This window comes from Pseudomonas sp. HUK17 (assembly GCF_001566765.1).
Genome location: NZ_LSMW01000015.1, coordinates 1 through 22,163, shown reverse-complemented (window position 1 = coordinate 22,163; position 22,163 = coordinate 1). Strand labels below are relative to the sequence as shown.

20 protein-coding genes are annotated in these 22,163 nt (G+C 66.6%); 13 read left to right on the top strand and 7 right to left on the bottom strand.

The features are described 5' to 3' along the window. Positions 1-18: 18 nt before the first annotated feature. Positions 19-921: a DMT family transporter gene (locus tag AX284_RS10390; RefSeq protein WP_068385185.1), complete on the bottom strand. Its 903-nt coding sequence runs from the start codon at positions 919-921 to the stop codon at positions 19-21. Between the two features lie 104 nt (positions 922-1,025). On the opposite strand from AX284_RS10390, the gene AX284_RS10385 reads away from it, so the two are divergent. The 5 genes from AX284_RS10385 to AX284_RS10365 all read left to right on the top strand — a co-directional run bounded on the left by AX284_RS10385 (position 1,026) and on the right by AX284_RS10365 (position 4,012). Beyond that, complete coding sequence (locus tag AX284_RS10385; RefSeq protein ID WP_068385182.1) at positions 1,026-1,982, top strand: LysR substrate-binding domain-containing protein; 957 nt, start codon at positions 1,026-1,028, stop codon at positions 1,980-1,982. 53 nt (positions 1,983-2,035) lie between these two features. Continuing rightward, a complete protein-coding gene (locus AX284_RS10380; RefSeq protein ID WP_068385179.1) occupies positions 2,036-2,416 on the top strand; it encodes a lysozyme inhibitor LprI family protein in 381 nt (126 codons plus the stop codon). 70 nt (positions 2,417-2,486) lie between these two features. Then, positions 2,487-3,143 carry a DUF2726 domain-containing protein gene (locus AX284_RS10375; protein ID WP_068385176.1) on the top strand — a complete coding sequence of 219 codons (657 nt, stop codon included), beginning with the start codon at positions 2,487-2,489 and terminating at the stop codon, positions 3,141-3,143. Between the two features lie 15 nt (positions 3,144-3,158). Then, positions 3,159-3,485 (top strand): hypothetical protein, encoded by a 327-nt coding sequence (locus AX284_RS10370; protein ID WP_068385164.1) that lies wholly within the window; start codon positions 3,159-3,161, stop codon positions 3,483-3,485. Between the two features lie 53 nt (positions 3,486-3,538). Continuing rightward, positions 3,539-4,012 carry a GNAT family N-acetyltransferase gene (locus tag AX284_RS10365; protein ID WP_068385163.1) on the top strand — a complete coding sequence of 158 codons (474 nt, stop codon included), beginning with the start codon at positions 3,539-3,541 and terminating at the stop codon, positions 4,010-4,012. A 362-nt stretch (positions 4,013-4,374) separates the two neighbouring features. On the opposite strand, the gene AX284_RS10360 is transcribed toward AX284_RS10365, so the two are convergent. Next, entirely contained in the window at positions 4,375-5,391 is a 1,017-nt protein-coding gene (locus AX284_RS10360) for a LacI family DNA-binding transcriptional regulator (protein WP_068385162.1), read from the bottom strand. 186 nt (positions 5,392-5,577) lie between these two features. Here AX284_RS10360 and AX284_RS10355 point away from each other — a divergent pair, with 186 nt between their 5' ends. Further along, positions 5,578-6,111, top strand: a complete 534-nt coding sequence (locus AX284_RS10355; protein ID WP_068385159.1) for a gluconokinase — start codon at positions 5,578-5,580, stop codon at positions 6,109-6,111. Between the two features lie 203 nt (positions 6,112-6,314). Next, positions 6,315-7,667 (top strand): GntP family permease, encoded by a 1,353-nt coding sequence (locus AX284_RS10350; protein WP_017638968.1) that lies wholly within the window; start codon positions 6,315-6,317, stop codon positions 7,665-7,667. Between the two features lie 4 nt (positions 7,668-7,671). Here the strand turns inward: AX284_RS10350 and AX284_RS10345 are convergent, their stop codons facing one another. The 3 genes from AX284_RS10345 to AX284_RS10335 all read right to left on the bottom strand — a co-directional run bounded on the left by AX284_RS10345 (position 7,672) and on the right by AX284_RS10335 (position 10,083). After that, positions 7,672-9,225 (bottom strand): alkaline phosphatase D family protein, encoded by a 1,554-nt coding sequence (locus tag AX284_RS10345; RefSeq protein WP_068385156.1) that lies wholly within the window; start codon positions 9,223-9,225, stop codon positions 7,672-7,674. 62 nt (positions 9,226-9,287) lie between these two features. Continuing rightward, complete coding sequence (locus AX284_RS10340; protein WP_017638970.1) at positions 9,288-9,590, bottom strand: putative quinol monooxygenase; 303 nt, start codon at positions 9,588-9,590, stop codon at positions 9,288-9,290. An 88-nt stretch (positions 9,591-9,678) separates the two neighbouring features. Continuing rightward, the gene (locus AX284_RS10335; RefSeq protein WP_017638971.1) at positions 9,679-10,083 is read right to left on the bottom strand and encodes an RcnB family protein; all 405 of its coding nucleotides are present in this window, start codon (positions 10,081-10,083) and stop codon (positions 9,679-9,681) included. A 325-nt stretch (positions 10,084-10,408) separates the two neighbouring features. Here AX284_RS10335 and AX284_RS10330 point away from each other — a divergent pair, with 325 nt between their 5' ends. The 3 genes from AX284_RS10330 to trmA all read left to right on the top strand — a co-directional run bounded on the left by AX284_RS10330 (position 10,409) and on the right by trmA (position 14,367). After that, positions 10,409-11,800 (top strand): MFS transporter, encoded by a 1,392-nt coding sequence (locus AX284_RS10330; protein ID WP_068385153.1) that lies wholly within the window; start codon positions 10,409-10,411, stop codon positions 11,798-11,800. Between the two features lie 122 nt (positions 11,801-11,922). Continuing rightward, entirely contained in the window at positions 11,923-13,218 is a 1,296-nt protein-coding gene (locus AX284_RS10325) for an NCS2 family permease (RefSeq protein ID WP_068385150.1), read from the top strand. Between the two features lie 60 nt (positions 13,219-13,278). Next, positions 13,279-14,367, top strand: coding sequence for a tRNA (uridine(54)-C5)-methyltransferase TrmA (trmA, locus tag AX284_RS10320; protein WP_068385148.1), 1,089 nt, complete (start codon positions 13,279-13,281; stop codon positions 14,365-14,367). Between the two features lie 622 nt (positions 14,368-14,989). Here trmA and AX284_RS10315 read toward each other — a convergent pair. After that, complete coding sequence (locus AX284_RS10315) at positions 14,990-15,910, bottom strand: Gfo/Idh/MocA family protein (RefSeq protein WP_068385146.1); 921 nt, start codon at positions 15,908-15,910, stop codon at positions 14,990-14,992. A gap of 50 nt (positions 15,911-15,960) precedes the next feature. Next, complete coding sequence (gene ptrR / locus AX284_RS10310; RefSeq protein WP_068385143.1) at positions 15,961-16,845, bottom strand: putrescine utilization regulator PtrR; 885 nt, start codon at positions 16,843-16,845, stop codon at positions 15,961-15,963. Positions 16,846-16,954: 109 nt separating this feature from the next. Here ptrR and AX284_RS10305 point away from each other — a divergent pair, with 109 nt between their 5' ends. The 3 genes from AX284_RS10305 to AX284_RS10295 form a co-directional block, all read left to right on the top strand. Further along, positions 16,955-18,103: a YbfB/YjiJ family MFS transporter gene (locus tag AX284_RS10305; protein WP_017638979.1), complete on the top strand. Its 1,149-nt coding sequence runs from the start codon at positions 16,955-16,957 to the stop codon at positions 18,101-18,103. A 152-nt stretch (positions 18,104-18,255) separates the two neighbouring features. Beyond that, on the top strand, positions 18,256-19,902 hold the full coding sequence (locus tag AX284_RS10300; protein ID WP_017638980.1) for an acetolactate synthase large subunit: 1,647 nt from the start codon (positions 18,256-18,258) through the stop codon (positions 19,900-19,902). A 636-nt stretch (positions 19,903-20,538) separates the two neighbouring features. Next, on the top strand, positions 20,539-22,163 hold a 1,625-nt coding region (locus AX284_RS10295; RefSeq protein WP_068385138.1), incomplete at its 3' end, for a HAMP domain-containing methyl-accepting chemotaxis protein.

The following is a 22,163-nucleotide window of genomic DNA, read 5'->3' as shown; positions in this document are numbered from 1 at the left end:
TTCTCAAGGCCAGGCGAGTCAGCGGGACGCAGCTCGCGAGCGGGAAGGATAGCTGACGATCAGCAGACCGCTGAGCACCAGGGCGGCACCTGCAAGAAAACCAGGGCCTGGGGTCTCGTCCAGCAGCCAGACGCCCATCAGCACCCCGAACAGCGGCGTCAGCAGGGTCAGCACCCCCAGAGGCGCGGCGCGATAGCGACTGAGCAGCACGAACCAGCCCAGCAGACTGATGCCGGCGACGATGAACACCTGGAAGGCCAGACTCGACCAGGCCAGGGAGTCGAGTGCTGCCAGATCCAGGTGTTTGCCGAGCGGGAGGGCCAGCGCCAGGAGCACCACCCCAGTCACCCCGAGTTGATAGAACAGGGTGCGCAGCGGTGGCGCCTCGGCCAGGGCGCTGCGGCGGATCAGCACCGTGGTGGCGCCCCAGGCGGCGCCGCCAACCAGGCCGATCAGATCGCCTTGCCAGCTGGTGCCGCCGCTCGGCTTGCCAATCAGGAAGGCACAGACCACACCACTGGCTGCCAGCACCATGCCCAGCCACTGACGCCCCGACAGCCGCTCGCCGGGCACCAGCCAGTGCAGGCCACAGGCGGCGAACAGCGGCGCCGTGTAGATGAACACCACCATGTGCGCGGCGCTGGTGTATTTCAGGCCCACCGCCATGCAGAGGAACTCCAGGGCGAACAGCGAACCTGCGAGCAGTCCGGGAATCAGCGTCCGGTCGCGCCCCAGGCAGCGGATGCCGCGCCAGCGTGCCAGGCCGTAGAGCAACCCGGCTGCCAGCAGCGAACGCCAGCCGATCTGCAGCAGCGGGTCGACCTGTTCGGCGATGGCCTTGATGGCCGTCTGCTGCAGGCCCCAGACCAGGCAGAGCGCCAGCATGACCAGCACGGCCGTGGCATCCAGCTCCTTGCGCATGAGCGTCGCTCCACGAATAAGTGAGCCTGAATGGTGACGGTGGCTGAACAGGTCAGACAAACGATGTTTAATGGGTGTCAGGCTCAGGAAAACTAAGGTTCAGCGTGACCACTTCCCTTCCCCTCAACGCCCTGCGCGCCTTTGCCGCCGCCGCGCGGCACCAACAGTTCGTCAGGGCTGCGGACGAGCTGCACGTCACCGCCGGCGCCATCAGTCGACAAATCCGCCTGCTCGAAGCCGAGCTGGGGCAACCGCTGTTCGAGCGTCTGCCCCAGGGGGTGCGGCTTACTGCCCAGGGTCGCGCCCTCGCGGCCGAGATCGCGCCGCACCTCGACGGCCTGGCCCGCGCCGTGGCCCGGGCACGGGTCAAGAGCAGTGTCCTGACCGTCAGCGCGCCGCCCACCTTCGGTCAGGAGTGGCTATTGCCGCGCTTGGAAGACTTCCAGCGACAGCATCCGGACATCGAGGTCTTTCTCGACGCCTCGTCCGCCATCGTGCCCCTGGGCACCGAGGGCGGTGCCCAGGCGGCGATCCGCTATGGCCGGGGCGATTGGCAGGACGGCGAGACCCGCCTGCTGCTGCGCGAATGGATCTTTCCGGTGTGCAGCCCGGCGCTGATCCCGGCGCCGCTGGCAGAACCCGCCGCCTTGCTGGACTATCCGCTGCTGCATGCCGAATGGCCCGGCGGCTGGCGCTCGGGGCGTCCCAGCAGCCGCTTCAACGCCTGGCAGGATTGGTTCGCCAGCCAGCAGGTGCCCCTGGGCGACAGCCTGCGCGGCCCACGCTATTCCCTGAGCGGCATGGCCCTGCAACAGGCGGCGGCCGGCAAGGGCGTGGCCCTCGGCGGCTGCGTGCTGGCCCAACGGATGCTCGCCAGTGGTGCCCTGGTGCGGCCCCTGCCGGATCGGTTCAACCAGCTCTCGACCCAGGCCTACTTCCTGGTGTTGCCCAAAGGTCCGGTGGACGCCCCGGTGCAGCGCTGGATCGACTGGCTGCTGGTGCAGATCCGCCACTTCCGCGACACCCAAGGCGAGACCCAGGAGACCGGCGGCGCTTGGTGAGCGCCCTCCACTTGCGGCAGTCTGAAGGGATTGCCGTCCAGATAGCTGCCTCCATGTCCGCCTTCCGCCTGTCCTCGCTGCTGCTCGTCCTGACCGTTCCGCCCCTGGCGCTCGCCGCCGAACAGCCGCCTGCCGACTGCGACCGTCAGGGCAGCGAGGCCCAGTTGGCGGCCTGCGCCGCCGGGGATCTGTCCGCGGCCGAAGCCCGTCTGGCGGACGTCTACAGCCGACGGCTGGCTGCCACCGCCCCCACGCAACGCCCCGCCTTCGAGCGGCTGCAACAGCTCTGGCAAGACGACCGGGCGCCCCGCTGCGCCACCGCCACCCGCGGTTTCCAGGGCGCCATGCAGCAGCTGCAGTACCTGAGCTGTCTGAAGTCGGTGACCCTGCTGCGCCTGGACGATCTGCAACGGCAACTACCGCGGCGCGACTGACGTTTCGTCGCCGCCGCTGCTGTCCGGCGCCAGGACTCACTATCATGGCGCCCCGCTGTTGGAGTTCGCGATGTACGAGCGTTACCTGCCCCTGCTGGTCCTGGCCGGACTGCTGTTCCTGGGGGCACTGTGGTGGTGGCAACGCCGTCGCCAGGCCGCCTTTCCCTATCGCCAGGTCGAAGCCCTCTTCACCCCTGCCGAACAGGCCTTTCTCGCCGTGCTCGACGAGGCCGTGGGCGACGACTACCGGGTGTTCGGCAAGGTGCGCATCGCCGATGTGGTCCAGACCTTGCCGCTGCGCGATCGCCGCCGCTACCTGATCGCGCAGAATCGCATCAACTGCAAGCACTTCGACTTCGCCATCTGCCGCCGCGACGACCTCGCCGTACACGCGGTGGTCGAACTCAACGACAGGTCGCACCTGCAGCGTAATCGGCAGCAACGCGACCGCTTCGTCCGCGCGGTGTGCGAGGCCGCCCAGTTGCGTCTGGTAGAGATCCCGGCGGCGGCGCGCTATTCCGCCAGTGCCGTACACGACGCCGTGTTCGGCGGGCGCCGGCCGCGCAACCGTAAGGTAGCGCCCAACCAGACGCTGGCGCCGGAGTGCCCCGAGTGCCAGGCGCCCATGGTCCGCCGCCGTGCGCGCAGCGGTCGCCACCAGGGGCGGGAATTCTGGGCCTGCTCGAACTACCCGGACTGCCGCGCCCTGCTCGACATCGAAGACTGACCAAGGGGCCCTGCCATGCGCTATCCCACCACTCCGGACGGTCGTTATTTCGTGGTCAGGGGCCGGCTCTGGCGCTGTACCGACCCCAGCCTGCCCGCCGACCGCCGCGACGCCCTGACCCATGAGCTGATGGACGCCCGCCGCCAGGTGGGTGTGGCCAAGCGCCAGGGTGACGACGCGGCCCTGCGCACCGCCCGCGCCGCGGTGGACGCCGCCAAGCATGCCCTGGGTGAACGCGGACCGGTCTGGTGGACCGATGGCGCACCCGATTACAACCGTCGGATGGCCAAGAACACGCCCTATGCCGACTGGTACCAGCCGCTGGCGGCGGAGGCTTCCTGACCTGCGCCGTGCGGCGTAAGGTGGAGGGTCGACTCCTCTTGCGAGCACTGCTCTTGCGTATCCGTCCCGCCTTCGTCACCGACCTCGCCGCCATCTGCCGCCTGGCCGAACAACTCGCCGAGCAGCATCACCGGCAGGCCCCGGCGACCTTTGCCGTGCCCTCCGGCGGCTGGCGCGACCAGGACTACTGGGCCGCCCAGCTGGAGCCGGACGATGGGGTGATGTTCGTCGGCGAGGCCGGGGGCGAACTGGTGGGCTTCGTCACCGCACGACTGTCCGATACCCGCTCGATTTCCTTTCTGCAGCCCTTGGTCCTCTGCCGGATCGGCACCCTGGTGGTGGCCGCCAGCCACCGACGGCTGGGCGTGGGCGCACGGTTGCTGGAAGCCGTGGAAGCCTGGGCCCGGGACAACGACGTCGACGAATTGCGCCTGGAGGTCATGGAATTCAACGAAGATGCCCAGGCGTTCTATGCACGCCAGGATTTCCAGGGCCAGTCACGGATCCTGGCCAAGGCATTGCGGTAGATTGGCGCTAGCGAATCGCGGCCATGGGCCGCTCCTACGGTCGGCACGAAGCGGTAGGAGCGTGAGTGGCTCGGCCCCGTAGGTTGGCGCTGAGCGTAGCGAAGCCCAACATGGCCAGATCGAGACTCTGCCGTTGGGCTTCGACGATGGAGCCGTCTCAACCCAACCTACGCGGGCACCGTAGGTTGGTGCTGAGCGTAGCGAAGCCCAACATCGTCGGACCCCTGTTGGGCTTCGACGATGGAGCTGTCTCAACCCAACCTACGTCGCGTGGCGGGCACGGGCACCGTAGGTTGGCGCTGAGCGTAGCGAAGCCCAACGTTGCCGGATCGAAGCCCCGCTAGGAGCCTTCGACGCTGACCCTACACACTCTCCCGGCTCACCAACTCGAACCCCAGGTCCACGCAGGTCGGTTGGCTGCGACCGTCGAGCAGGCCTAGCAGGAGGGTCGCCGCCTGGCGCCCCACCGCGGCGCGCGGGGTCTGGATGGAGGTCAGTCGGGGCACCGTGTGCGCCGAGCCGGGCAGGTCGTTGAAGCCCAGCACCGAGACCCGCTCCGGGATGGCGATTCCCAGCCGCTGGGCCTCGAACAGCGCGCCCTGGGCCAGGTCGTCGTTGCAGAAGAACAGGCCGTCGACATCCGGCCGGCGGGCCAGCAGCTCGCGAAACTGCTGGGCGCCCAGGCCCACGGACGACGGCTGCGAATCCAGCACATCCAGACTCGGATCGTAGCAACCCGCCTCGCGCAGCACCTGGCGAAACCCTTCGCCCCGGGCCAGCGCCCGCGGGTCGAGCTGGGCGGCGACATAACCCAGCCGCTTGCGCCCCGCCGCCAGCAGATGGCGCGCCGCGGCAGCGCCGGCGGCATGCTGGGAAAAGCCCACGCTGGGCACCCCGCCAGCCGGATCCAGCTCCATCATGTGCACCCGCGGTACCCCGCTAGCAGCCAGCAGCTGGCGTGCGGCGTCGGTACGGTCGAAGCCGGTCAGCAACAGGCCCCGGGGCTGATAGGCCAGGTAGTTGCGGATCAGCTTCTCCTCCTCCTCGGGATCGTAGTGGTAGTTGCCGATCAGCACCTCCAGGCCACGGGGGCGCAGGATCTCGTGGATGGCCTCCAACGGCTCGATGAACAGATGGTTGGACAGCGAGGGGACCAGCACCACCACCGAGTGCCCCTGAGCCGAGGCCAGGGCGCGGGCGGCCGGATTGGTGACATAGCCAAGACGCGCGGCGGCTTCCTGCACGCGGGTGACTAGCTCGGGCGCCACGCTGGCGACACCACGCAAGGCCCGCGAGGCCGTGATGGGGGAAACACCGGCCTGCAGCGCCACCTCGGTGAGGGTGGGCCGACCGGAACTACGAGAACCCGTTCGATTCATTGTTATGGTTTCAGGCTTGTCAAGGACGGAGAACGCGCCTAAGGTAGCGCTGTCTCACCAGACACTACAAGCCTGGCGTGTCCTTCAGGAACACGTCGGCATTCGGCCTAACAAGATCGACAAGAACTGGAAGCCGCTCCCTTTTTCATTTTTCGGGGTAGCGCTGTCTCCAGACCGGAGGTGACGATGAACACTCCCATTCCCGCGCTCGTGGTCATGGGCGTCGCAGGCTGTGGCAAGAGCAGCGTCGGCGCGGCCATCGCCGAGCAGGACGGTGGCCGCCTGATCGAAGGCGACGCCTTCCACCCCGCCGCCAACATCACCAAGATGAGCGCCGGCATTCCCCTCGACGATGAAGATCGTGCTGGCTGGCTGACCCGCCTCGGTGAGGAACTGGCTGCTGCCGTGGCCGCGGGCGAACGTCCCGTACTCACCTGTTCCGCGCTCAAGCGCCGCTATCGCGACCAGCTGCGCCAGGCCGTGCCCGGTCTCGGTTTCGTCTTTCTCGAACTGACCCGCGAGACCGCGGCTCAGCGCGTCGCCAATCGTCCAGGGCACTTCATGCCCGCCAGCCTGATCGACAGCCAGTTCGCCGCCCTGGAAGCACCCCACGGTGAACCGGCTACGCTGGTAGTGGACGCCCGCGATCCGCTGGCCGCCATCGGCACCCAGGTGTCGGCCTGGTGGACCACCTCGGCGCGCCTGGCCCAACCGGCCTGACGAGACAGCGCTATCCATTCCAACCCTTAGAGTCTGTTCAAAGTCTCGCGAGCTAGAGACAAACAAGGCGAAAAGGGCTGAGGAAGCGGAGTTTACGAAGGGTAAATGAGCATTCCGAAGCCCTTTTCAACGCAGTTTGGCCGACGCGCAGCAGACTTTGAATAGGCTCTTACAACGCCCACAACAACAATAGGAGAGGCACCATGTTCGGCATGGACCACAACAGCTTCCTTCTGCTCGACGCCCTGGTCACCATCATCGGCCTGGTGCTGCTGATCACCAAGTTCAAGGTCCATCCCTTCATCGCCTTGACCATCGCCTCGGGCTTTCTCGGCCTGACCTCCGGCATGCCGGTGGAAAAGGTCATGAAATCCTTCCAGGACGGCTTCGGTGGCGTGCTCGGCTTCGTCGGCATCCTGCTCGGCCTGGGTACCATGCTCGGCAAGCTGATGGCCGATTCCGGCGGCGCCGACCAGATCGCCCAGACGCTGATCCGCGCCTTCGGCATCAAGCGCGTGCACTGGGCGATGATGTTCGCCGCCTTCCTGGTGGGCATTCCGCTGTTTTTCGAGATCGGCTTCGTGCTGCTGGCGCCCCTGGTGTTCATCGTCGCCCGCCGTACCGGGTTGTCGCTGGTCAAGCTGGGCATCCCACTGCTGGCCGGCCTGTCCGCCGTGCACGGCCTGGTGCCGCCGCACCCGGGTCCGCTGCTGGCGGTCGGGGTGTTCGGTGCCGACATCGGCAAGACCATCTTCTATGGCCTGCTGGTCGGCCTGCCCACCGCCATGATCGCCGGTCCCATCTTCGGTGCCTGGATCTCCAAGCGCATCCCCGGTTCGGCCAACGCCGAGCTGGTCGCCCAGATCGCCCAGGAGACCGACAACCGCAACCTGCCGGGCTTCGGCATCACCGTGTTCACCGTGCTGCTGCCGGTGATCCTGATGCTGCTCAAGGCCTTCGCCGACATCTTCTTCGCCGCCGACAACCACTTCCGCATCTGGATGGACTTCATCGGCCACCCCATCACCGCCCTCCTCGCCGCCCTGCTGCTGAGCTTCTACAGCTTCGGCACCGCCTGCGGCTTCTCCCGCGAGAAGATCGTCAAGCTGCTCGACCAGAGTCTGGCCCCGGTGGCGGCCATCGTGCTGATCGTCGGCGCCGGCGGTGGCTTCAAGCAGATGCTGGTGGCCAGCGGCGTCGGTGAGGTGATCGGCAACCTGGCGGTGCAGACGCAGATCTCGCCGATCCTGCTGACCTGGCTGGTGGCGGCGGTGATCCGCGTGGCCACCGGTTCCGCCACCGTGGCGACCATCACCGGTGCCGGCATCGTCGCCCCCGTGGTGGCGCTGGTGCCCGGCGTGAACAAGGAACTGCTGGTGCTGGCCGCCGGCGCCGGTTCGGTGATCCTCTCCCACGTCAACGACGCTGGCTTCTGGTTGGTAAAGCAATACTTCAACATGACCGTGGCCGAGACCTTCAAGACCTGGTCGATGATGGAAACCATCCTCTCGGTGGTGGCCCTGGCCTTCATCATGCTGCTGTCGCTGTTCGTCTGAGCCGTTAGATAGGGACGGCCCCTGGCCGTCCTCCCTCCACCACGAAACTCGCCCGGTTGCTGCGCTCGGCATCCGGACGGGTTCGGTCACTGATGGTGCGCAGGTCCACCTGCAGTCGTTCCCGCGTCAGTTCCAGGGCCAGATAGCCGCGCTGCCGACTGTCGAAGAAGCGCACTTGGGGATTCTCCGGCAACAACGCCTGGAAACGTCGGTAGTCCGGGCCGTCCGAGGTGATGGAGGTGCCGACGAATTCGCTCGCCACTACAGGACTCCGCTCGTCTTCCGGCTCGCGGTGCAGGTCCGTCACCCAGAAGGAATGGATGTCCCCGCCCAGGGTCACCGGATTGGCCAGGCGGCTGTTGGCCATGGCCGCGAGCAGCCGCTCGCGAGTCGCCGGATAGCCGTCCCAGCCATCGGTCCAGCGCGCCGGATCGCCATCCGGCAGGCGCTGCCGCAGGGGTGCCAGCAGGAGATCCTGGGCGATCAGATTCCAGCGGGTGGCATTGTGGCGAAAGCCATCCAGCAGCCAGCGCTCCTGCGCCTGCCCGAGCATGCTGCGCGCGGCTTCGCGCAGACCCGGGCAATTCGGGGCGACCAGCTGGCCACCGCGGGTCCTGGCCGTGGCGCAGGCCGGCTCGCTGCGGTACTGGCGACCATCGAGCAGATGGATCTCGGCCAGGTCGCCAAAGCGCCACCGGTCATAGAGGCGCAGCGCTGTGCCCTGGGTGCGCCAGCTACGCAGGGGTACGTGCTCGCGAAAGGCCTGGTAGGCCGCCTGCCGTCGCGCGGCGAAGGCGGCCAGGCTGACCTGAGGATCCGCCGACCAGGGACCGGAATAGTCGTTCTGCACCTCGTGGTCGTCCCAGGTGATGACGCTGGTGACCTTGGCGTGCAGGTACTGCAGATCGGGATCGGTGCGATACAGGGCATGGCGCCGCCGGTAGCTGGCGAGGTCCCGGGCCTCCGGCAGGCCGTGTCGGCGTACCGTCGGCAGGTGCAGGGGTACGTTGCCCTCATAGAGGTAGTCGCCCAGGAAGAGCGCCAGATCCGGCTGTTCATCGGCCATATGCCGGTAGGCACTGAAGAAGCCTTTCTCATAGTGGGAACAGGAGGCGGCCACCAGCTTGAGACGCTGCGGCGCACTGGCCGAAGGCGGCAAGGTGGTGGCCTGGCCGATCCGACTCCGATGTCCCAGGGCGGTGAAGCGATACCAGTAGGGGTGCCCCGGGAGCAGATCGACCAGGGTGATCGCCAGGCTGAAAGCCGCCTGAGGCCGCGCCTGGGCCGTGCCGCGCTGCACCACCTGGCGCAGCCCGGGATCCAAGGCGACCTCCCACTGCACCTCGACCGGGCTGCGCAGACCGCCCAGGCCATCTGCGGCCAAGGGATCAGGTGCCAGCCGTGTCCAGATGACGAAGCCATCAACGGCAGGATCGCCACTGGCAACGCCCAGGGTGAAAGGATCGGCTTGCGGTTCGCGAGCGCTGCAACCGGCGAACCAGGGCGCGCTCAGACCCAGGCCGAGCAGGCCCAGCGCTTGACGTCTCGAGGTGCTCATCCAGGCCTCCGCGAAAAGAGGCCAGGGTGGCTCAGGCAGGTGACAACAGGATGTCGCCGACCTCAGGCCAGCGGCAATTCTTCCAGGATCATGATCTGCGGCGCCTCGCTGAGCAGGCCCTCGAGATCGCTCAGCAGTTGTTTGAAGTGCGCGGTTTCTTCGTGCTCGGCGAGGGCTTCGCGACTGGCCCAACGCTCGATGAAGACATAGCGCCCCTCATGGCTCGGATCGCGATGCGGGGTATAGAAGTGGCAGGCGGGTTCGGCGCGGGAAGGCGCGACGATGGCGCGCATCGCGTTTTCGACGGCTGCAGCCTGGCCAGGCTTGGCCTGCAGAATGGCGACGATGCGGATTTCACTGGTCATGCGGGAGACTCCGAAAAGGGTGTTTCAGCATGCCGCCTGGACACCCCAAACACTACGGGGCTGATCACCCGGCCCCGGCCACGATGGCTTACTGCTTGGCTTTGACGATCTTGTCGATCACCGCGTTGCTGCGCTTGATCAGCACGTAGTCGGAACCGATCTTCACCCATTGGCTGTCTTCGCCCGGCTGTTCCAGTCCGTGCTTCTTCCAGTCCTTGATCACGTACTCATCGCGGATGTACTTGCGTGGCGCCCGGCCACCCTCTTCGAGTTCAAAGGTAGGATGATCAGGGTCGTGGGTAACAGCCTCGTCGCTCTGATTGGCATCCTTCTTGTTGACCTTGTTCTGGTACTGCGCGTTGGTGGGCTCCGAAGCCGCCTTGTCGGCGGCCGGCTTGGTCGGCGTCATGGACTCGGGCGCGGCCTGGACCTGCAGGGCACCTGCCAGGACGACGGTACCCAGAGCCAGGGAGAGCAGCGATTGCTTGATCATGGGGGTGTTTCTCCTCTGCGTTCGAGGTTTTGACCCCGCGCTCAGCGGAAAAGCTCCACGACTACCTGCGGACGCACCGTTGGCCTTACCAGCGTTCGTCCCGATCGGTCCTGCAGGATCAGCCCCCACCCTTGGCTATCGTTCACATCCTTCATGCAACGAATCCCTGGTGGCGACGACAGCTGGCGAAACCGTCTCATCTCGACGCTGGCAGTCTGGCTGGCAGGTGCCAGCGATTCCTCGACCTTTATCGGTAAGCCAGGGCTGGCGAGCCTTGCAGCACCTCAGGCAGAGTAGCCCACCTCTTTTCCGGACGCGCGCACTCATGGAACGCTGGAAGATTCTCGCCGGCCTGGTGAGCTTCACCTTTTTCATGGAAAACCTGGACGCCACGGTGATCGCCACGGCCCTGCCGCAGATGGCCCTGTCCTTCGGCCGCGATCCGGTGGATCTCAACCTGGGCATCAGCGCCTATCTGCTGGCCATCGCCGTTGGCATCCCAGTGAGTGGCTGGATCGCCGAGCGCTTCGGTCCCCGCCCGGTCTTTACCCTGGCGATCGGCGTCTTCACCCTGGCCTCGCTGCTCTGCGGGATGGCCCTGTCCCTCGAGCAGTTCATCGCCGCGCGCATCCTCCAGGGGCTCGGCGGCGCCCTGATGGTGCCCGTGGGGCGCCTGGTGGTGCTGCAGGTCACCGAGAAGCACGAGCTGGTGCGCGCCATCGCCCTCATCACCTGGCCAGGCCTGGTGGCCCCCGTGCTCGGTCCGCCCCTGGGGGGGCTGATCACCACCTATGCGGACTGGCGCTGGATCTTCTATCTCAATCTGCCGCTGGGGTTGATCGCCCTGCTGCTGGCCTGGCGCCTGGTGCCCGCCGACCTGCCGACCCAGCGCCATCCGCTGGACTGGCGCGGCTTCCTGCTGCTGGGCGGCGCCTGCGTGGCCTTCATGTGGGGCGTGGAGCGCCTCGGCCAGAACCACGGCAGCCTGGGCGCCAACCTGGCCTGGATGGGCATAGGGCTGATCCTCGGCACCAAGGCGGTGCGCCACATGACCCGGATCGAACGCCCGCTGATCGATTTTGGCACATTGCGCATCCCCACCTACCGCGCCGCCCTCCTCGGTGGCGGCCTGTTCCGCGTCACCATCGCCACGGCGCCCTTCCTGCTGCCCCTGCTGTTCCAGCTGGCCTTTGGCATGGACGCCTTCCAGGCCGGCCTGCTGCTCCTGGCGCTGTTCGCTGGCAACCTGGCGGCCAAGCCCTTCACCACCGCCACCATGCGTCGCTTCGGCCTGCGCACCATCCTGACCGTCAACGGCCTGCTCAGCGCGTTCAGCCTGCTGGCCTGTGGCCTGCTCACCCCGGACTGGCCCTTGCCGGCGATCCTGCTCCTGCTGTTCTTCAGCGGGGTGTTCCGCTCGCTGCAATTCACCGCCAGCAATGCCCTGGCCTTCGCCGACATCCCCAAGTCGCGGCTGAGCCATGCCTCCACCCTGTTCAGCACCAATTTCCAGCTGGCCATGGGCCTGGGCGTGGCCATCGCCGCCCTGCTGCTGCGTGCCTCGATGGAATGGCACGGCCACCTCGACCCGCAACTGGCGGACTTTCGGCTAGCCTTTTGCATAGTGGCCGTGCTCGGCATCCTGAGCACCCTGGATGCCTTCCGCCTGGCCCGCAACGCAGGCGATTCGGTCAGCGGCCATAGCTCTGGAAGTTGACCAGGCGGACAGGGCTCCAGCCGATGTCGATTGGGGGTTAGGGCTTACCGTCTTACCCGTGTTTACCGACCTGTTATGATGCGCGCCTTTTTCCGATCAGACCGGCGCGCACGAGGCATCCCATGCTGGAAAGACTCTTCCAACTCAAGGCCCACAACACCTCTGTCCGCACCGAACTGCTGGCCGGGGTCACCACCTTCCTGGCCATGGCCTACATCCTGTTCGTCAACCCGAGCATCCTCGGCGCCACCGGCATGGACAAGGGCGCGATCTTCGTCGCCACCTGCTTGGCCGCCGCCATCGGCTCGGCGCTCATGGGACTCATCGCCAACTACCCCATCGCCCTCGCCCCGGGCATGGGCCTCAACGCCTTCTTCACCTACACCGTGGTCCTGCACATGGGCCATACCTGGCAGGTGGCCCTAGGCGCGGTATTCCTCTCGGCGCTGATGTTCTTCATGCTGTCGATCTTTCGCATCCGCGAATGGATCATCAACAGCATCCCGCTCCCGCTGCGCTCGGGCATCGCCGCCGGCATCGGCCTGTTCCTGGCGCTGATCGCCCTGCAGACCGCCGGCATCGTGGTGGGTAATCCGGCGACCCTGGTGGGCCTGGGCGACCTGTCCAAGCCGGGTCCGCTGCTGGCCATCCTCGGCTTCTTCCTGATCGTCGTGCTCGAGGCGCGCAAGGTCACCGGCGCGGTACTGATCGGCATCCTGGTGGTCACCGTGATCGCCATCGCCCTGGGCGTCAGCGCCTTCGGCGGCCTGGTCTCCATGCCGCCGTCGCTGGCACCGACCTTCCTGCAGCTGGACATCCGGGGCGCCCTGGACGTCGGCCTGATCAGCGTCATCTTCGCCTTCCTGTTCGTCGACCTGTTCGACAACTCCGGCACCCTGATCGGCGTGGCCAAGCGCGCCGGCCTGATGGGCAAGGACGGCCATCTGCCGAAGATGGGCCGCGCCCTGATCGCCGACAGCTCCGCCGCCATGTTCGGCTCGCTACTGGGCACCTCCACCACCACCAGCTACATCGAATCCGCCGCCGGCGTTTCCGCGGGGGGTCGTACCGGCCTCACCGCCGTGGTGGTCGCGGTGCTGTTCCTGCTGGCGCTGTTCTTCGCTCCCCTGGCCGGTAGCGTGCCAGCCTTCGCCACCGCCCCGGCGCTATTCTTCATCGCCGTGCTGATGACCTCGGGCCTGGCCGAGATCGAGTGGGACGACCTGACCACCGCCGCCCCGGTGCTGGTCACCGCCCTGGCCATGCCGCTGACCTATTCCATCGCCAACGGCATCGCCTTCGGCTTCATCACCTGGACGGTCATCAAGCTGCTGTCCGGCCGTACCCGCGAGCTGAATTCGGCGCTGATCGTGCTGTCGATCCTGTTCGTCATCAAGCTGGGCTGGTTCAACGCCTGACCCCTCTCCTCGGGGCTCCGGCCCCGAGGTCTCCCCGCCTCACCCTGCTTCGGATCTACCATGTCCCAACCTTCCTTCGTTCCCGCCGACTACCAGGCTCAACTCGCCGCCAAGGCCGACCGCCTGCGCGAATTGCTGGCGCCTTTCCAGGCCCCCGAGCCGGAGGTCTTCGCCTCGCCGCTCCAGCACTACCGGCTGCGCGCCGAATTCCGCCTGTGGCGGGAGAACGAGGAACGCCACTACGCCATGTTCGCCCCGGGCGACAAGCACACCCCGATCCTCATCGAGGACTTCCCCATCGCCAGCCAGCGCATCAACGACCTGATGCCGCGGCTCAAGGCCGGCTGGCAGGCGGACGTGGCGCTGTCGTTCAAGCTGTTCCAGGTGGAATTCCTCACCACCCTGAGTGGCGACGCCCTGATCACCCTGGCCTACCACCGCCCGCTGGACACCGCCTGGCAGGCCGCCGCCGAGCGTCTGGCCGCCGACCTCGGTGTCAGCCTGATCGGTCGCTCCCGCGGTCAGCGCCTGGTGATCGGGCGTGACCATGTGGTTGAAGAACTGGAGGTGGCCGGCAAGACCTATAGCTATCTGCAACCCGAGGGCGGCTTCACCCAGCCCAATGGCACCGTCAACCAGAAGATGCTGAGCTGGGCCCACACCGCCCTGAGCGAGCGCGACGACGATCTGCTCGAGCTCTATTGCGGCAACGGCAACTTCACCCTGCCGCTGGCCAGCCGCGTGCGCAAGGTACTGGCCACCGAGGTGAGCAAGACCTCGGTCAACGCCGCCCTGCACAACCTGGCCAGCAATGGCGTGGACAACGTCAGCCTGGTGCGTCTCTCCGCCGAGGAGCTGACCCAGGCGCTCAACGAGGTCCGCCCCTTCCGCCGCCTGGCCGTCGTGGATCTCAAGAGCTACCAGTTCGGCACCGTCTTCGTCGACCCGCCACGCGCCGGCATGGACCCCGACACCTGCGAACTGACCCGTCGCTTCGAGCGCATCCTCTATATCTCCTGCAATCCGGAGACCCTGGCCGAGAACATCGCCCAGTTGCAGGACACCCACCGCATCACCTGCTGCGCCCTGTTCGACCAGTTCCCCTGGACGCACCATATGGAAAGTGGGGTATTGCTGGAGCGGCGTTGAGCATCGAGCTAGCCCGCGTGGAAAAGGCTGCGCCGTTTTCCACCCTACACCTGGTCCAAGCGCACTCTCTCCCTCGAGGATCAGGTTGGAGTGAGGGGGCCGCCAACCCGTAGGTTGGGCTGAGACGGCTCCATCGTCGAAGCCCAACAGGCCCGGGCAGCGTTGGGCTTCGCTGCGCTCAGCCCAACCTACGAGATACCGCACGCGGAAAAGGCTGCGCCGTTTTCCACCCTACGCCTGGTCCGAACGCCCCTCTCCCTCCGGGAGAGGGTTGGGGTGAGGGGACCGCTAACCCGTAGGTTGGGCTGAGACGGCTCCATCGTCGAAGCCCAACAGGTCCGGGCTGCGTTGGGCTTCGCTGCGCTCAGCCCAACCTACGAGATACCGCACGCGGAAAAGGCTGCGCCCTTTTCCACCCTACGCCTGGTCCGAACGCCCCCTCTCCCTCCGGGAGAGGGTTGGGGTGAGGGGACCGCCAACCCGTAGGTTGGGTTGAGACGGCCTTATCGTCGAAGCCCAACAGGTCCAGGCAGCCTTGGGCTTCGCTACGCTCAGCCCAACCTACCAGAGCCCTTCATGACGCTCCCTTTCCTCCTGGGAGAGGGCTGGGGTGAGGGTCGCCCTACTCGTGAAACTCCGCCACCGTCTCGCGACGGCCATAGAGGAAGGCGTCCGCCACATGGCGCAGCGGGGCCACGTCGACGTCGGAGCGATTCGCGGCGACCAACTCGGCGAAGCGGGCATAGAGACCGGCGTACTCCTGGTCCGGGCCCTGGTGGCTCAGCTGGCCGTCCAGGTACAGCTCGCTGCCGCCCTTGCTCAGGGTCAGGCGACCGCCATCGGTGTCGACGTGGATGTCCCAGGTCTGGGGACCGGTCTGCAGGAAGTCGAAGTCGGCAGCGATAGGCACCCCGGCGCTGTCGACGAAGGCCAGTTGCGCCGCCACCGGGGTCTGGCAATTGCCTGGGACCTGCAGGGTCGCCTCCTTGAGAAAGAACGGCCGCGGCAGGATGGCGGTGACGATGGACAGGGCATTGATGCCCGGATCGAAGACGCCCATGCCGCCCGGCTCCCAGATCCAGGCCTGGCCGGGATGCCAGACGCGCACGTCTTCCTTCCACTCGATCCGCACCGCCTGGATGCGCTTGCCTTCCAGCCACTCGCGCGCCGGCTGCACGCCCTGGGCATGGCGGGAATGCCAGGTGGCGAACAGCGAAAGACCAGCCGCCTCGGCCTGGCGGGCCAGGGCATCTACCTCGCTGAGGGTCGCCCCCGGCGGTTTCTCCAGCATCACGTGCTTGCCCGCCGCCAGGGCCTCGCGGGCCTGTTCGTAGCGCACCGCCGCAGGGGCGCAGAGCGACACGGCGTCGATCGCCGGACCGTTTTCGAGCAGGGCGCTCAGGCTGGGATAGTGGGCGACGCCGTCGAGCTGGGCGTTGCGGCTGGCCACGGCGACCAGCTCGTAGTCGGGATTGGCGGCGAGCGCCGGCAGGTGCTGGTCACGGGCGATCTTGCCCAAACCGACGATGGCTATTCTTATCATGATCGTCCTCGGTAGACGGTAGGAGTCCGCCGCCTAGGATCGGGCAATCATCACACCAAAGCAACAGCTTCGCGGTCGGTCTGCAGGCTCTCGCGCAACTCCAGCCAGCTGCGCAGATTGGCCCCCTCGCGGCCCTTGCGCCACATCAGCCAGGTGGTGGCCTGGGCGAAGCGCGCCTGGATCGGATGACGCTGCACCCGCTCGCGGCCGGGCAGGCTGTCGAGCATGGATTCCGGCATTAGCGCCACCCCGCCGGTGATCACACAGGCCAGCATGCTGTGGTAGGACTCGATCTCCATCACCGGTCCGCTGGGCACCCCCGCCGCGGCGTACCAGGTGTCCAGGTAGCGTCTATAGGAGCAGCCGGCACGAAAGCCGAACACCGGGCGTCCCGCCACGTCGGCCGGTGAACGCACCGGACCGAGTTCCAGCCCGGTGATCAGCACCAGCCGCTCCTCGAACCAGGGCTGGCCTTCCAGCGCCGCGTCGGGCGCCGGGCCGTCCACCAGGGCCGCGTCCAGGCGACCGGCCAGCAAGCCTTCCACCAGTTCGCCGCTGGGGCCACTGTGCACCTGCAGGTTCACCTTGGGATAGCGCTGGTGATAGCGCGCCAGCAGCCCTGGCAGATGGATGGCCGCGGTGCTGAACATGGACCCCAGGACGAAGGTACCGGCCGGCTCGCCGCCCTGCACCGCGCTGCGCGCCTCGTCGGCCAGGGCGAACAGGCGATGGGCGTAGTCCAGCATTCGGTGGCCGGCGGCCGTCAGGTGCAGCCGCTGGCGTTCGCGCAGGAACAGCTCCACCCCCAGCTTGTCTTCCAGCTGGCGCAGGCGCGTGGAGAGATTGGACGGCACCCGGTTGAGTCGCTCGGCGGCCTTCACCAGGGAACCTTCCTCGGCCACCGCCTGGAAGATGCGTAACTCTGCGAACTCCATGGATCACCACCTTTCTCTTTAGCTGAACATCTATTTCTCTATTATTCGTTTTTATTGATCAACTTCAAGGCCTAGGCTGTACTCATCCGCTCGCTATTGGAGTCCTGCGATGACCGCCACTACCCGCCTGCTGGCCTGCCTGCTGGCCCTGGCCACCGCCATGGGCATCGGCCGCTTTGCCCTTACCCCCGCCCTGCCCCACCTGATCGCCGAGGGTCAGATCGACCTCACCGGCGCCAGCCTGCTGGCCGCGGCCAACTACCTGGGCTATCTGCTCGGCGCCCTGGACGCGCTCTTCGCCCGTCGGACCCATGCGCGCCTGGTCGGGGGACTCTGGCTCTGCGCCGGCCTGACCCTGGCCTCCCTGCTGGCCGATGGCCTGGCCGCCCAGGCGCTGCTGCGCTTCGGCACCGGCCTGGCCAGTGCCTGGGTGCTGGTGATGGTGACCGGTCTGAGCCAGCCCCTGGCCGCCGAGGCCGGACGGCCACGCCTGGGCGCTCTAGTCTTTACCGGTCCCGGGGTAGGCATCCTCATCAGCGGCCTGATGGCCCTGGTCAGCAATCGCCTGGGTGGCGATTCCAATCAGCTGTGGCTGAGCTACGGCCTGCTCGCCAGCGTGGCCACCCTGGCACTGCTGCCGCTGCTGCCACGGCGCGGTCCCGCCACCCCGCTGCCTACCACCGCCGCGGCGCCGACCAAGCGCTCGCCGGCCTTCAACCGCCTGATCCTGGCCTATGGCCTGGTGGGCGTCGGCTACATCCTGCCGGCGACCTTCCTCTCGCAGATGGCCGCCAGCCGCTTCCACGGCCAGTGGCAGGCCGACCTCTTCTGGCCCGGCTATGGCCTGGCGGCAGCCCTGGGCGTGGTACTGGTGAGCCTGCGTCGCCCGGGCACCGATACCCGCCGCTGGCTGATCGCCACCCTCTGGCTGCAGGCGGCGGGTGTGCTGCTCTGCCTCTTGCCGGGCAGCCTGGCGCTGTTCCTCGGGGTGCTGCTCTGTGGCGGCCCCTTCCTCGCCTGCATGCAGCTGGTGATGCAGTACGGCCGCGAGCTGGCACCGGCCACGCCGCAACGCAACGCCGGGGTACTGACCGCCAGCTTCGCCAGCGGCCAGTTGCTCGGTCCCTTGCTCGGCGCGGTGAGCAGTCACTTTGCCGGCGACCTGCAACCGGCCCTGGTGATCGCCGCCCTGGGCCTGCTGTTCGCCGGGCTGCACCTGCGCCGCGCCAGGGCCTCGCTACAACGCTGCCTCGCCTGAATCGTTTCCGCTGCGGCCATTCGTCACAGAAGTAAAACTGGGTGGTTCCTTGTTTTGAAATGTTTCGCCGTTCCTGAGTACAGTGACCGCCGCGCCTCATAGAGGAGGCGCTTCAGGCGCTCGCCATCCACCCTACAAGGAATACAACACTCATGATGAAGGCCTCCGATCTGGTCGTTCGCTGCTTGGAAAACGAGGGTGTGGAATACATCTTCGGCATTCCCGGCGAAGAGAACCTGGACCTGCTGGAATCCCTGCGTCGCTCCTCGCAGATCAAGCTGATCCTGACTCGCCACGAGCAGTCCGCCGGCTTCATGGCCGCCACCTACGGCCGCTTCACCGGCAAGACCGGTGTCTGCCTCTCCACCCTCGGTCCAGGCGCCACCAACCTGGTCACCGCCGGCGCCTATGCCTACCTGGGCGGCATGCCGATGCTGATGCTGACCGGCCAGAAGCCGATCAAGAAATCCAAGCAGGGTCGTTTCCAGATTCTCGACGTGTGCCGCATGATGGCGCCGCTCACCAAGTACACCCACCAGTTCGCCTCCGCCGACAACATCCCGTCGCGCATCCGCGAGGCCTTCCGTCTCGCCGAGGAAGAGAAGCCCGGCTCCGTGCACCTGGAACTGCCGGAAGACATCGCCGACGAGCACACCGAAAGCCTACCGGTACCGCCGAGCCTGAGCCGTCGTCCGGTCGCCGAGGCCAAGGCCATCGCCGCCGCCGTCTCCAAGCTGGAAAACGCCCGCAGCCCGGTGCTGGTATTGGGCGCCGGCGCCAACCGCAAGATGACCGCGCGGGTGCTGCGTCAGCTGATCGAGAAGACCGGCATCCCCTTCGTCACCACCCAGCTGGGCAAGGGCGTGGTCGACGAGCGCCACCCGCGCTTCCTGGGCAACGCCGCCCTCTCCGCCGGTGACTTCGTGCACCGCGCCCTGGAGTCCGCCGACCTCATCGTCAACATCGGCCACGATGTGATCGAGAAGCCGCCGTTCTTCATGACCCGCGGCGGCACCGAGGTCATCCACATCAACTTCCGCTCCGCCGAAGTCGATCCGGTGTACTTTCCCCAGGTCGAGGTGGTCGGCGACATCGCCAACGCCATCTGGGAGATCAAGGAGCGCATCGAGGTCCAGCCCACCTGGGACTTCGACCGCCTGCTGACCATCCGCGAAGCCAACGAGGCCCATGTCGCCGAAGGCGCCACCGATGACCGCTTCCCGGTCTACCCCCAGCGCCTGGTGGCCGATCTGCGTAACGTGCTGCCGTCCGACGGCATCGTCGCCCTGGACAACGGCATCTACAAGATCTGGTTCGCCCGCAACTACAAGGCCTACATGCCCAACACGGTGCTGCTGGACAACGCCCTGGCCACCATGGGCGCGGGCCTGCCGTCGGCCATGGCCGCACGCCTGGTCCATCCCAACACGCCTATCGTGGCGGTGTGCGGCGACGGCGGCTTCATGATGAACAGCCAGGAGCTGGAAACCGCGGTGCGCCTGAAGATGAACCTGGTGGTCATCATCCTGCGCGACGATGGCTACGGCATGATCCGCTGGAAGCAGGCGCAGATGGGCTTCGAGGACTTCGGCCTGGACTACGGCAACCCGGACTTCGTCCGCTACGCCGAAAGCTACGGCGCCCAGGGCCATCGCGTGGAAAGCGCGGCGGCCTTCGCCCCGCTGGTGCAGCACTGCCTGGACACCCCTGGCGTCCACGTCATCGACTGCCCGGTGGACTACTCCGAGAACGACCGCATCCTGCACCAGGACATCAAGGAGCGCAGCGCGGCGGTCTGATCGAGTAGGTCAGTCAGGTAAGGGAACGCCCCGGCCATGAGGTCGGGGCGTTTTTGCTTGGGCCCACGACGGCGTCCCGAACGCCTCGCCGCGCCAGCCCACCCAGGTCGTCGCCATGGGCAAGCGTCTTGGTAATTGCCATGAAGGGAGGCGTCTTATCAGGCTTTCAGCACGCCTTACCTGTGAAAAAGGACGACTTTTCCTTGTATTTAGTCAAACTATTCAGCAAGTTTTATCAATAAAATCAAAAAGATACGATGTGAGATCTCCACCAGAACAGGCCGCATATCCCGGTAATTGTGCAGCCTATCGCTTGGCTTTAAACCTTCCAGCAATCGCGCCTCTATTAAGGAGACCTTAAGCACCGTCGTGGCTGTACCCCCTCATCCGCTGCTTTCCTCGGCGCGGGACCGCAATCGTCTGATTGCCCATCCGCGCCTGCAGGCGGCAGGGCGAGGTCAGGTCTTGCCCAAGGCGCCTAGGGGAATACCCGTGGTTACTCGCACAAGATGCCAAGCGCCCTTCGCGCCCACCGGCCCTGCCGGTAGCTGACGAAACAGAGGCTGCCGTAACCCTCAAGAAGACGTTGGCCCCGTGGCCGGCGTCATCCAGAGCTCCGCTATCCAGGTAGTCCAAATGCAGCAAAATGGCTGGAATGTATTAAGCAATCTCACCGTCAGGGCCAAGCTGGCCCTCGGCTTCGCTCTGCTCATCGGCATGATCCTGCTGGTGGCCTACACCGGCTGGTCGGCCACCGATACCTTGCGCGATCGCAGCGAACGCATGAACGACATCGCCGGTTACAGCACCGTGGCCCGTGACATGCGCATCGAGCGACTGGTGTACTTCACCAAGGCCGATGATGCCCAGGCGGCCAAGTGGCTCGCCGCCCTGGAAAAGACCGAAGCCCAGTTGCACGGCATCGCTCCGCATTTCAAATCTCCGATTAATCAGACCCTGCTCGACGAGGCGGACAACACCCTCAAGCGTTATCGCGACTTCTACGATCAGACGATCGCCGCCACCCGCGAGCGGGAAGCCATCCGCAAGGTCGCCAGCGCCGCAGCCGAGGCCGCCAACACCCATCTGCTCACCCTGGCTGAAGCGGCGAACGGCGAGACCGGTCGCCCCGCCGATCGCCAGCAGCTGGCGGCGCTCTTCATTGGCGTGCAGCGGATGCGAGTGGATTTCCGTGGCTATGCCACCGCACCGAACAAGGATAGCGAACAGAAGGTGCGCGACTCCGTCAACGCCGCGCTCTCCCAGGCCAAGGCGCTCGGCGCCACGGCTCTGCCGGCCGAGACCGTGCAGAAGTTGCTCGGTGAAATCTCCGGCTACGGGCAGCGCCTCGAACAACTGGTGGCAGCGCAGGCGCAGGTGGACCAGGCTCAGGGCGGCATCACCACCACCATCACCACCCTGCTCTCCATCGCCGACAAGCTCACCGCCATCCAGCAGGAATTCCGCGCGGCCGACGTGGCCAATGCCCGCCAGTTGCTGTTGATCTGGCTGGCAATCGCCATCGCCCTGGGCCTGGCCTGTGCCTGGCTGATCACCCGTTCCATCGTCAAACCCTTGCAGGACACCGTGGCGCTAGCCGAAATGGTCGCCAGCGGCGACTTCACCCATCAGCAGCAGGTCACCCGTAAGGATGAACTGGGCGCCCTGCAGACCAGCATGCAGCGCATGACCGGCAACCTGCGGCGTCTCATTGGCGAGGTGCGTGACGGTGTCGTCCAGGTAGCCAGCGCTGCCGAGCAGTTGTCTGCGGTCACCGAGCAGACCAGCGCTGGCGTGCAGTCGCAAAAGGTCGAGACCGACCAGATCGCCACCGCCATGCAGGAAATGACCGCCACCACCCACGAGGTGGCGCGTAACGCTGGCGAAGCGGCCAAGTCCGCGCTGGACGCCAGTTGCCAGGCCCAGCAAGGCGATCTATCGGTCAGCAAGGCAATCGACCAGATCGAGCTGCTGGCCCGGGAAATGGCGTCGACCAAGGCGGCCATGGCCACCCTCCGTGGCCACGCCGACAGCATTGGCGGCGTGCTCGACGTGATCAAGGCGGTGGCCGAGCAGACCAACCTGCTGGCGCTCAATGCCGCCATCGAAGCCGCCCGTGCCGGCGAGGCGGGACGCGGCTTCGCCGTGGTCGCCGACGAGGTCCGCGGCCTGGCCCAGCGTACCCGCTCCTCGACGGACGAGATCGCCCAGCTCATCACCGGTCTGCACCAGAGCACCGACCGCATGGCGACGGTGCTCGA

Excerpts from the sequence above, each read along its gene's own strand:
- AX284_RS10340 (WP_017638970.1), bottom strand. The coding sequence starts at position 9,590 with ATGACCAGTGAAATCCGCATCGTCGCCATTCTGCAGGCCAAGCCTGGC.
- trmA (WP_068385148.1), top strand. The coding sequence starts at position 13,279 with ATGTCCCAACCTTCCTTCGTTCCCGCCGACTACCAGGCTCAACTCGCC.
- AX284_RS10355 (WP_068385159.1), top strand. The coding sequence starts at position 5,578 with ATGAACACTCCCATTCCCGCGCTCGTGGTCATGGGCGTCGCAGGCTGT.
- ptrR (WP_068385143.1), bottom strand. The coding sequence starts at position 16,845 with ATGGAGTTCGCAGAGTTACGCATCTTCCAGGCGGTGGCCGAGGAAGGT.
- AX284_RS10370 (WP_068385164.1), top strand. The coding sequence starts at position 3,159 with ATGCGCTATCCCACCACTCCGGACGGTCGTTATTTCGTGGTCAGGGGC.
- AX284_RS10380 (WP_068385179.1), top strand. The coding sequence starts at position 2,036 with ATGTCCGCCTTCCGCCTGTCCTCGCTGCTGCTCGTCCTGACCGTTCCG.
- AX284_RS10300 (WP_017638980.1), top strand. The coding sequence starts at position 18,256 with ATGATGAAGGCCTCCGATCTGGTCGTTCGCTGCTTGGAAAACGAGGGT.
- AX284_RS10325 (WP_068385150.1), top strand. The coding sequence starts at position 11,923 with ATGCTGGAAAGACTCTTCCAACTCAAGGCCCACAACACCTCTGTCCGC.
- AX284_RS10330 (WP_068385153.1), top strand. The coding sequence starts at position 10,409 with ATGGAACGCTGGAAGATTCTCGCCGGCCTGGTGAGCTTCACCTTTTTC.
- AX284_RS10350 (WP_017638968.1), top strand. The coding sequence starts at position 6,315 with ATGTTCGGCATGGACCACAACAGCTTCCTTCTGCTCGACGCCCTGGTC.
- AX284_RS10335 (WP_017638971.1), bottom strand. The coding sequence starts at position 10,083 with ATGATCAAGCAATCGCTGCTCTCCCTGGCTCTGGGTACCGTCGTCCTG.
- AX284_RS10360 (WP_068385162.1), bottom strand. The coding sequence starts at position 5,391 with ATGAATCGAACGGGTTCTCGTAGTTCCGGTCGGCCCACCCTCACCGAG.
- AX284_RS10390 (WP_068385185.1), bottom strand. The coding sequence starts at position 921 with ATGCGCAAGGAGCTGGATGCCACGGCCGTGCTGGTCATGCTGGCGCTC.
- AX284_RS10315 (WP_068385146.1), bottom strand. The coding sequence starts at position 15,910 with ATGATAAGAATAGCCATCGTCGGTTTGGGCAAGATCGCCCGTGACCAG.
- AX284_RS10345 (WP_068385156.1), bottom strand. The coding sequence starts at position 9,225 with ATGAGCACCTCGAGACGTCAAGCGCTGGGCCTGCTCGGCCTGGGTCTG.
- AX284_RS10305 (WP_017638979.1), top strand. The coding sequence starts at position 16,955 with ATGACCGCCACTACCCGCCTGCTGGCCTGCCTGCTGGCCCTGGCCACC.
- AX284_RS10375 (WP_068385176.1), top strand. The coding sequence starts at position 2,487 with ATGTACGAGCGTTACCTGCCCCTGCTGGTCCTGGCCGGACTGCTGTTC.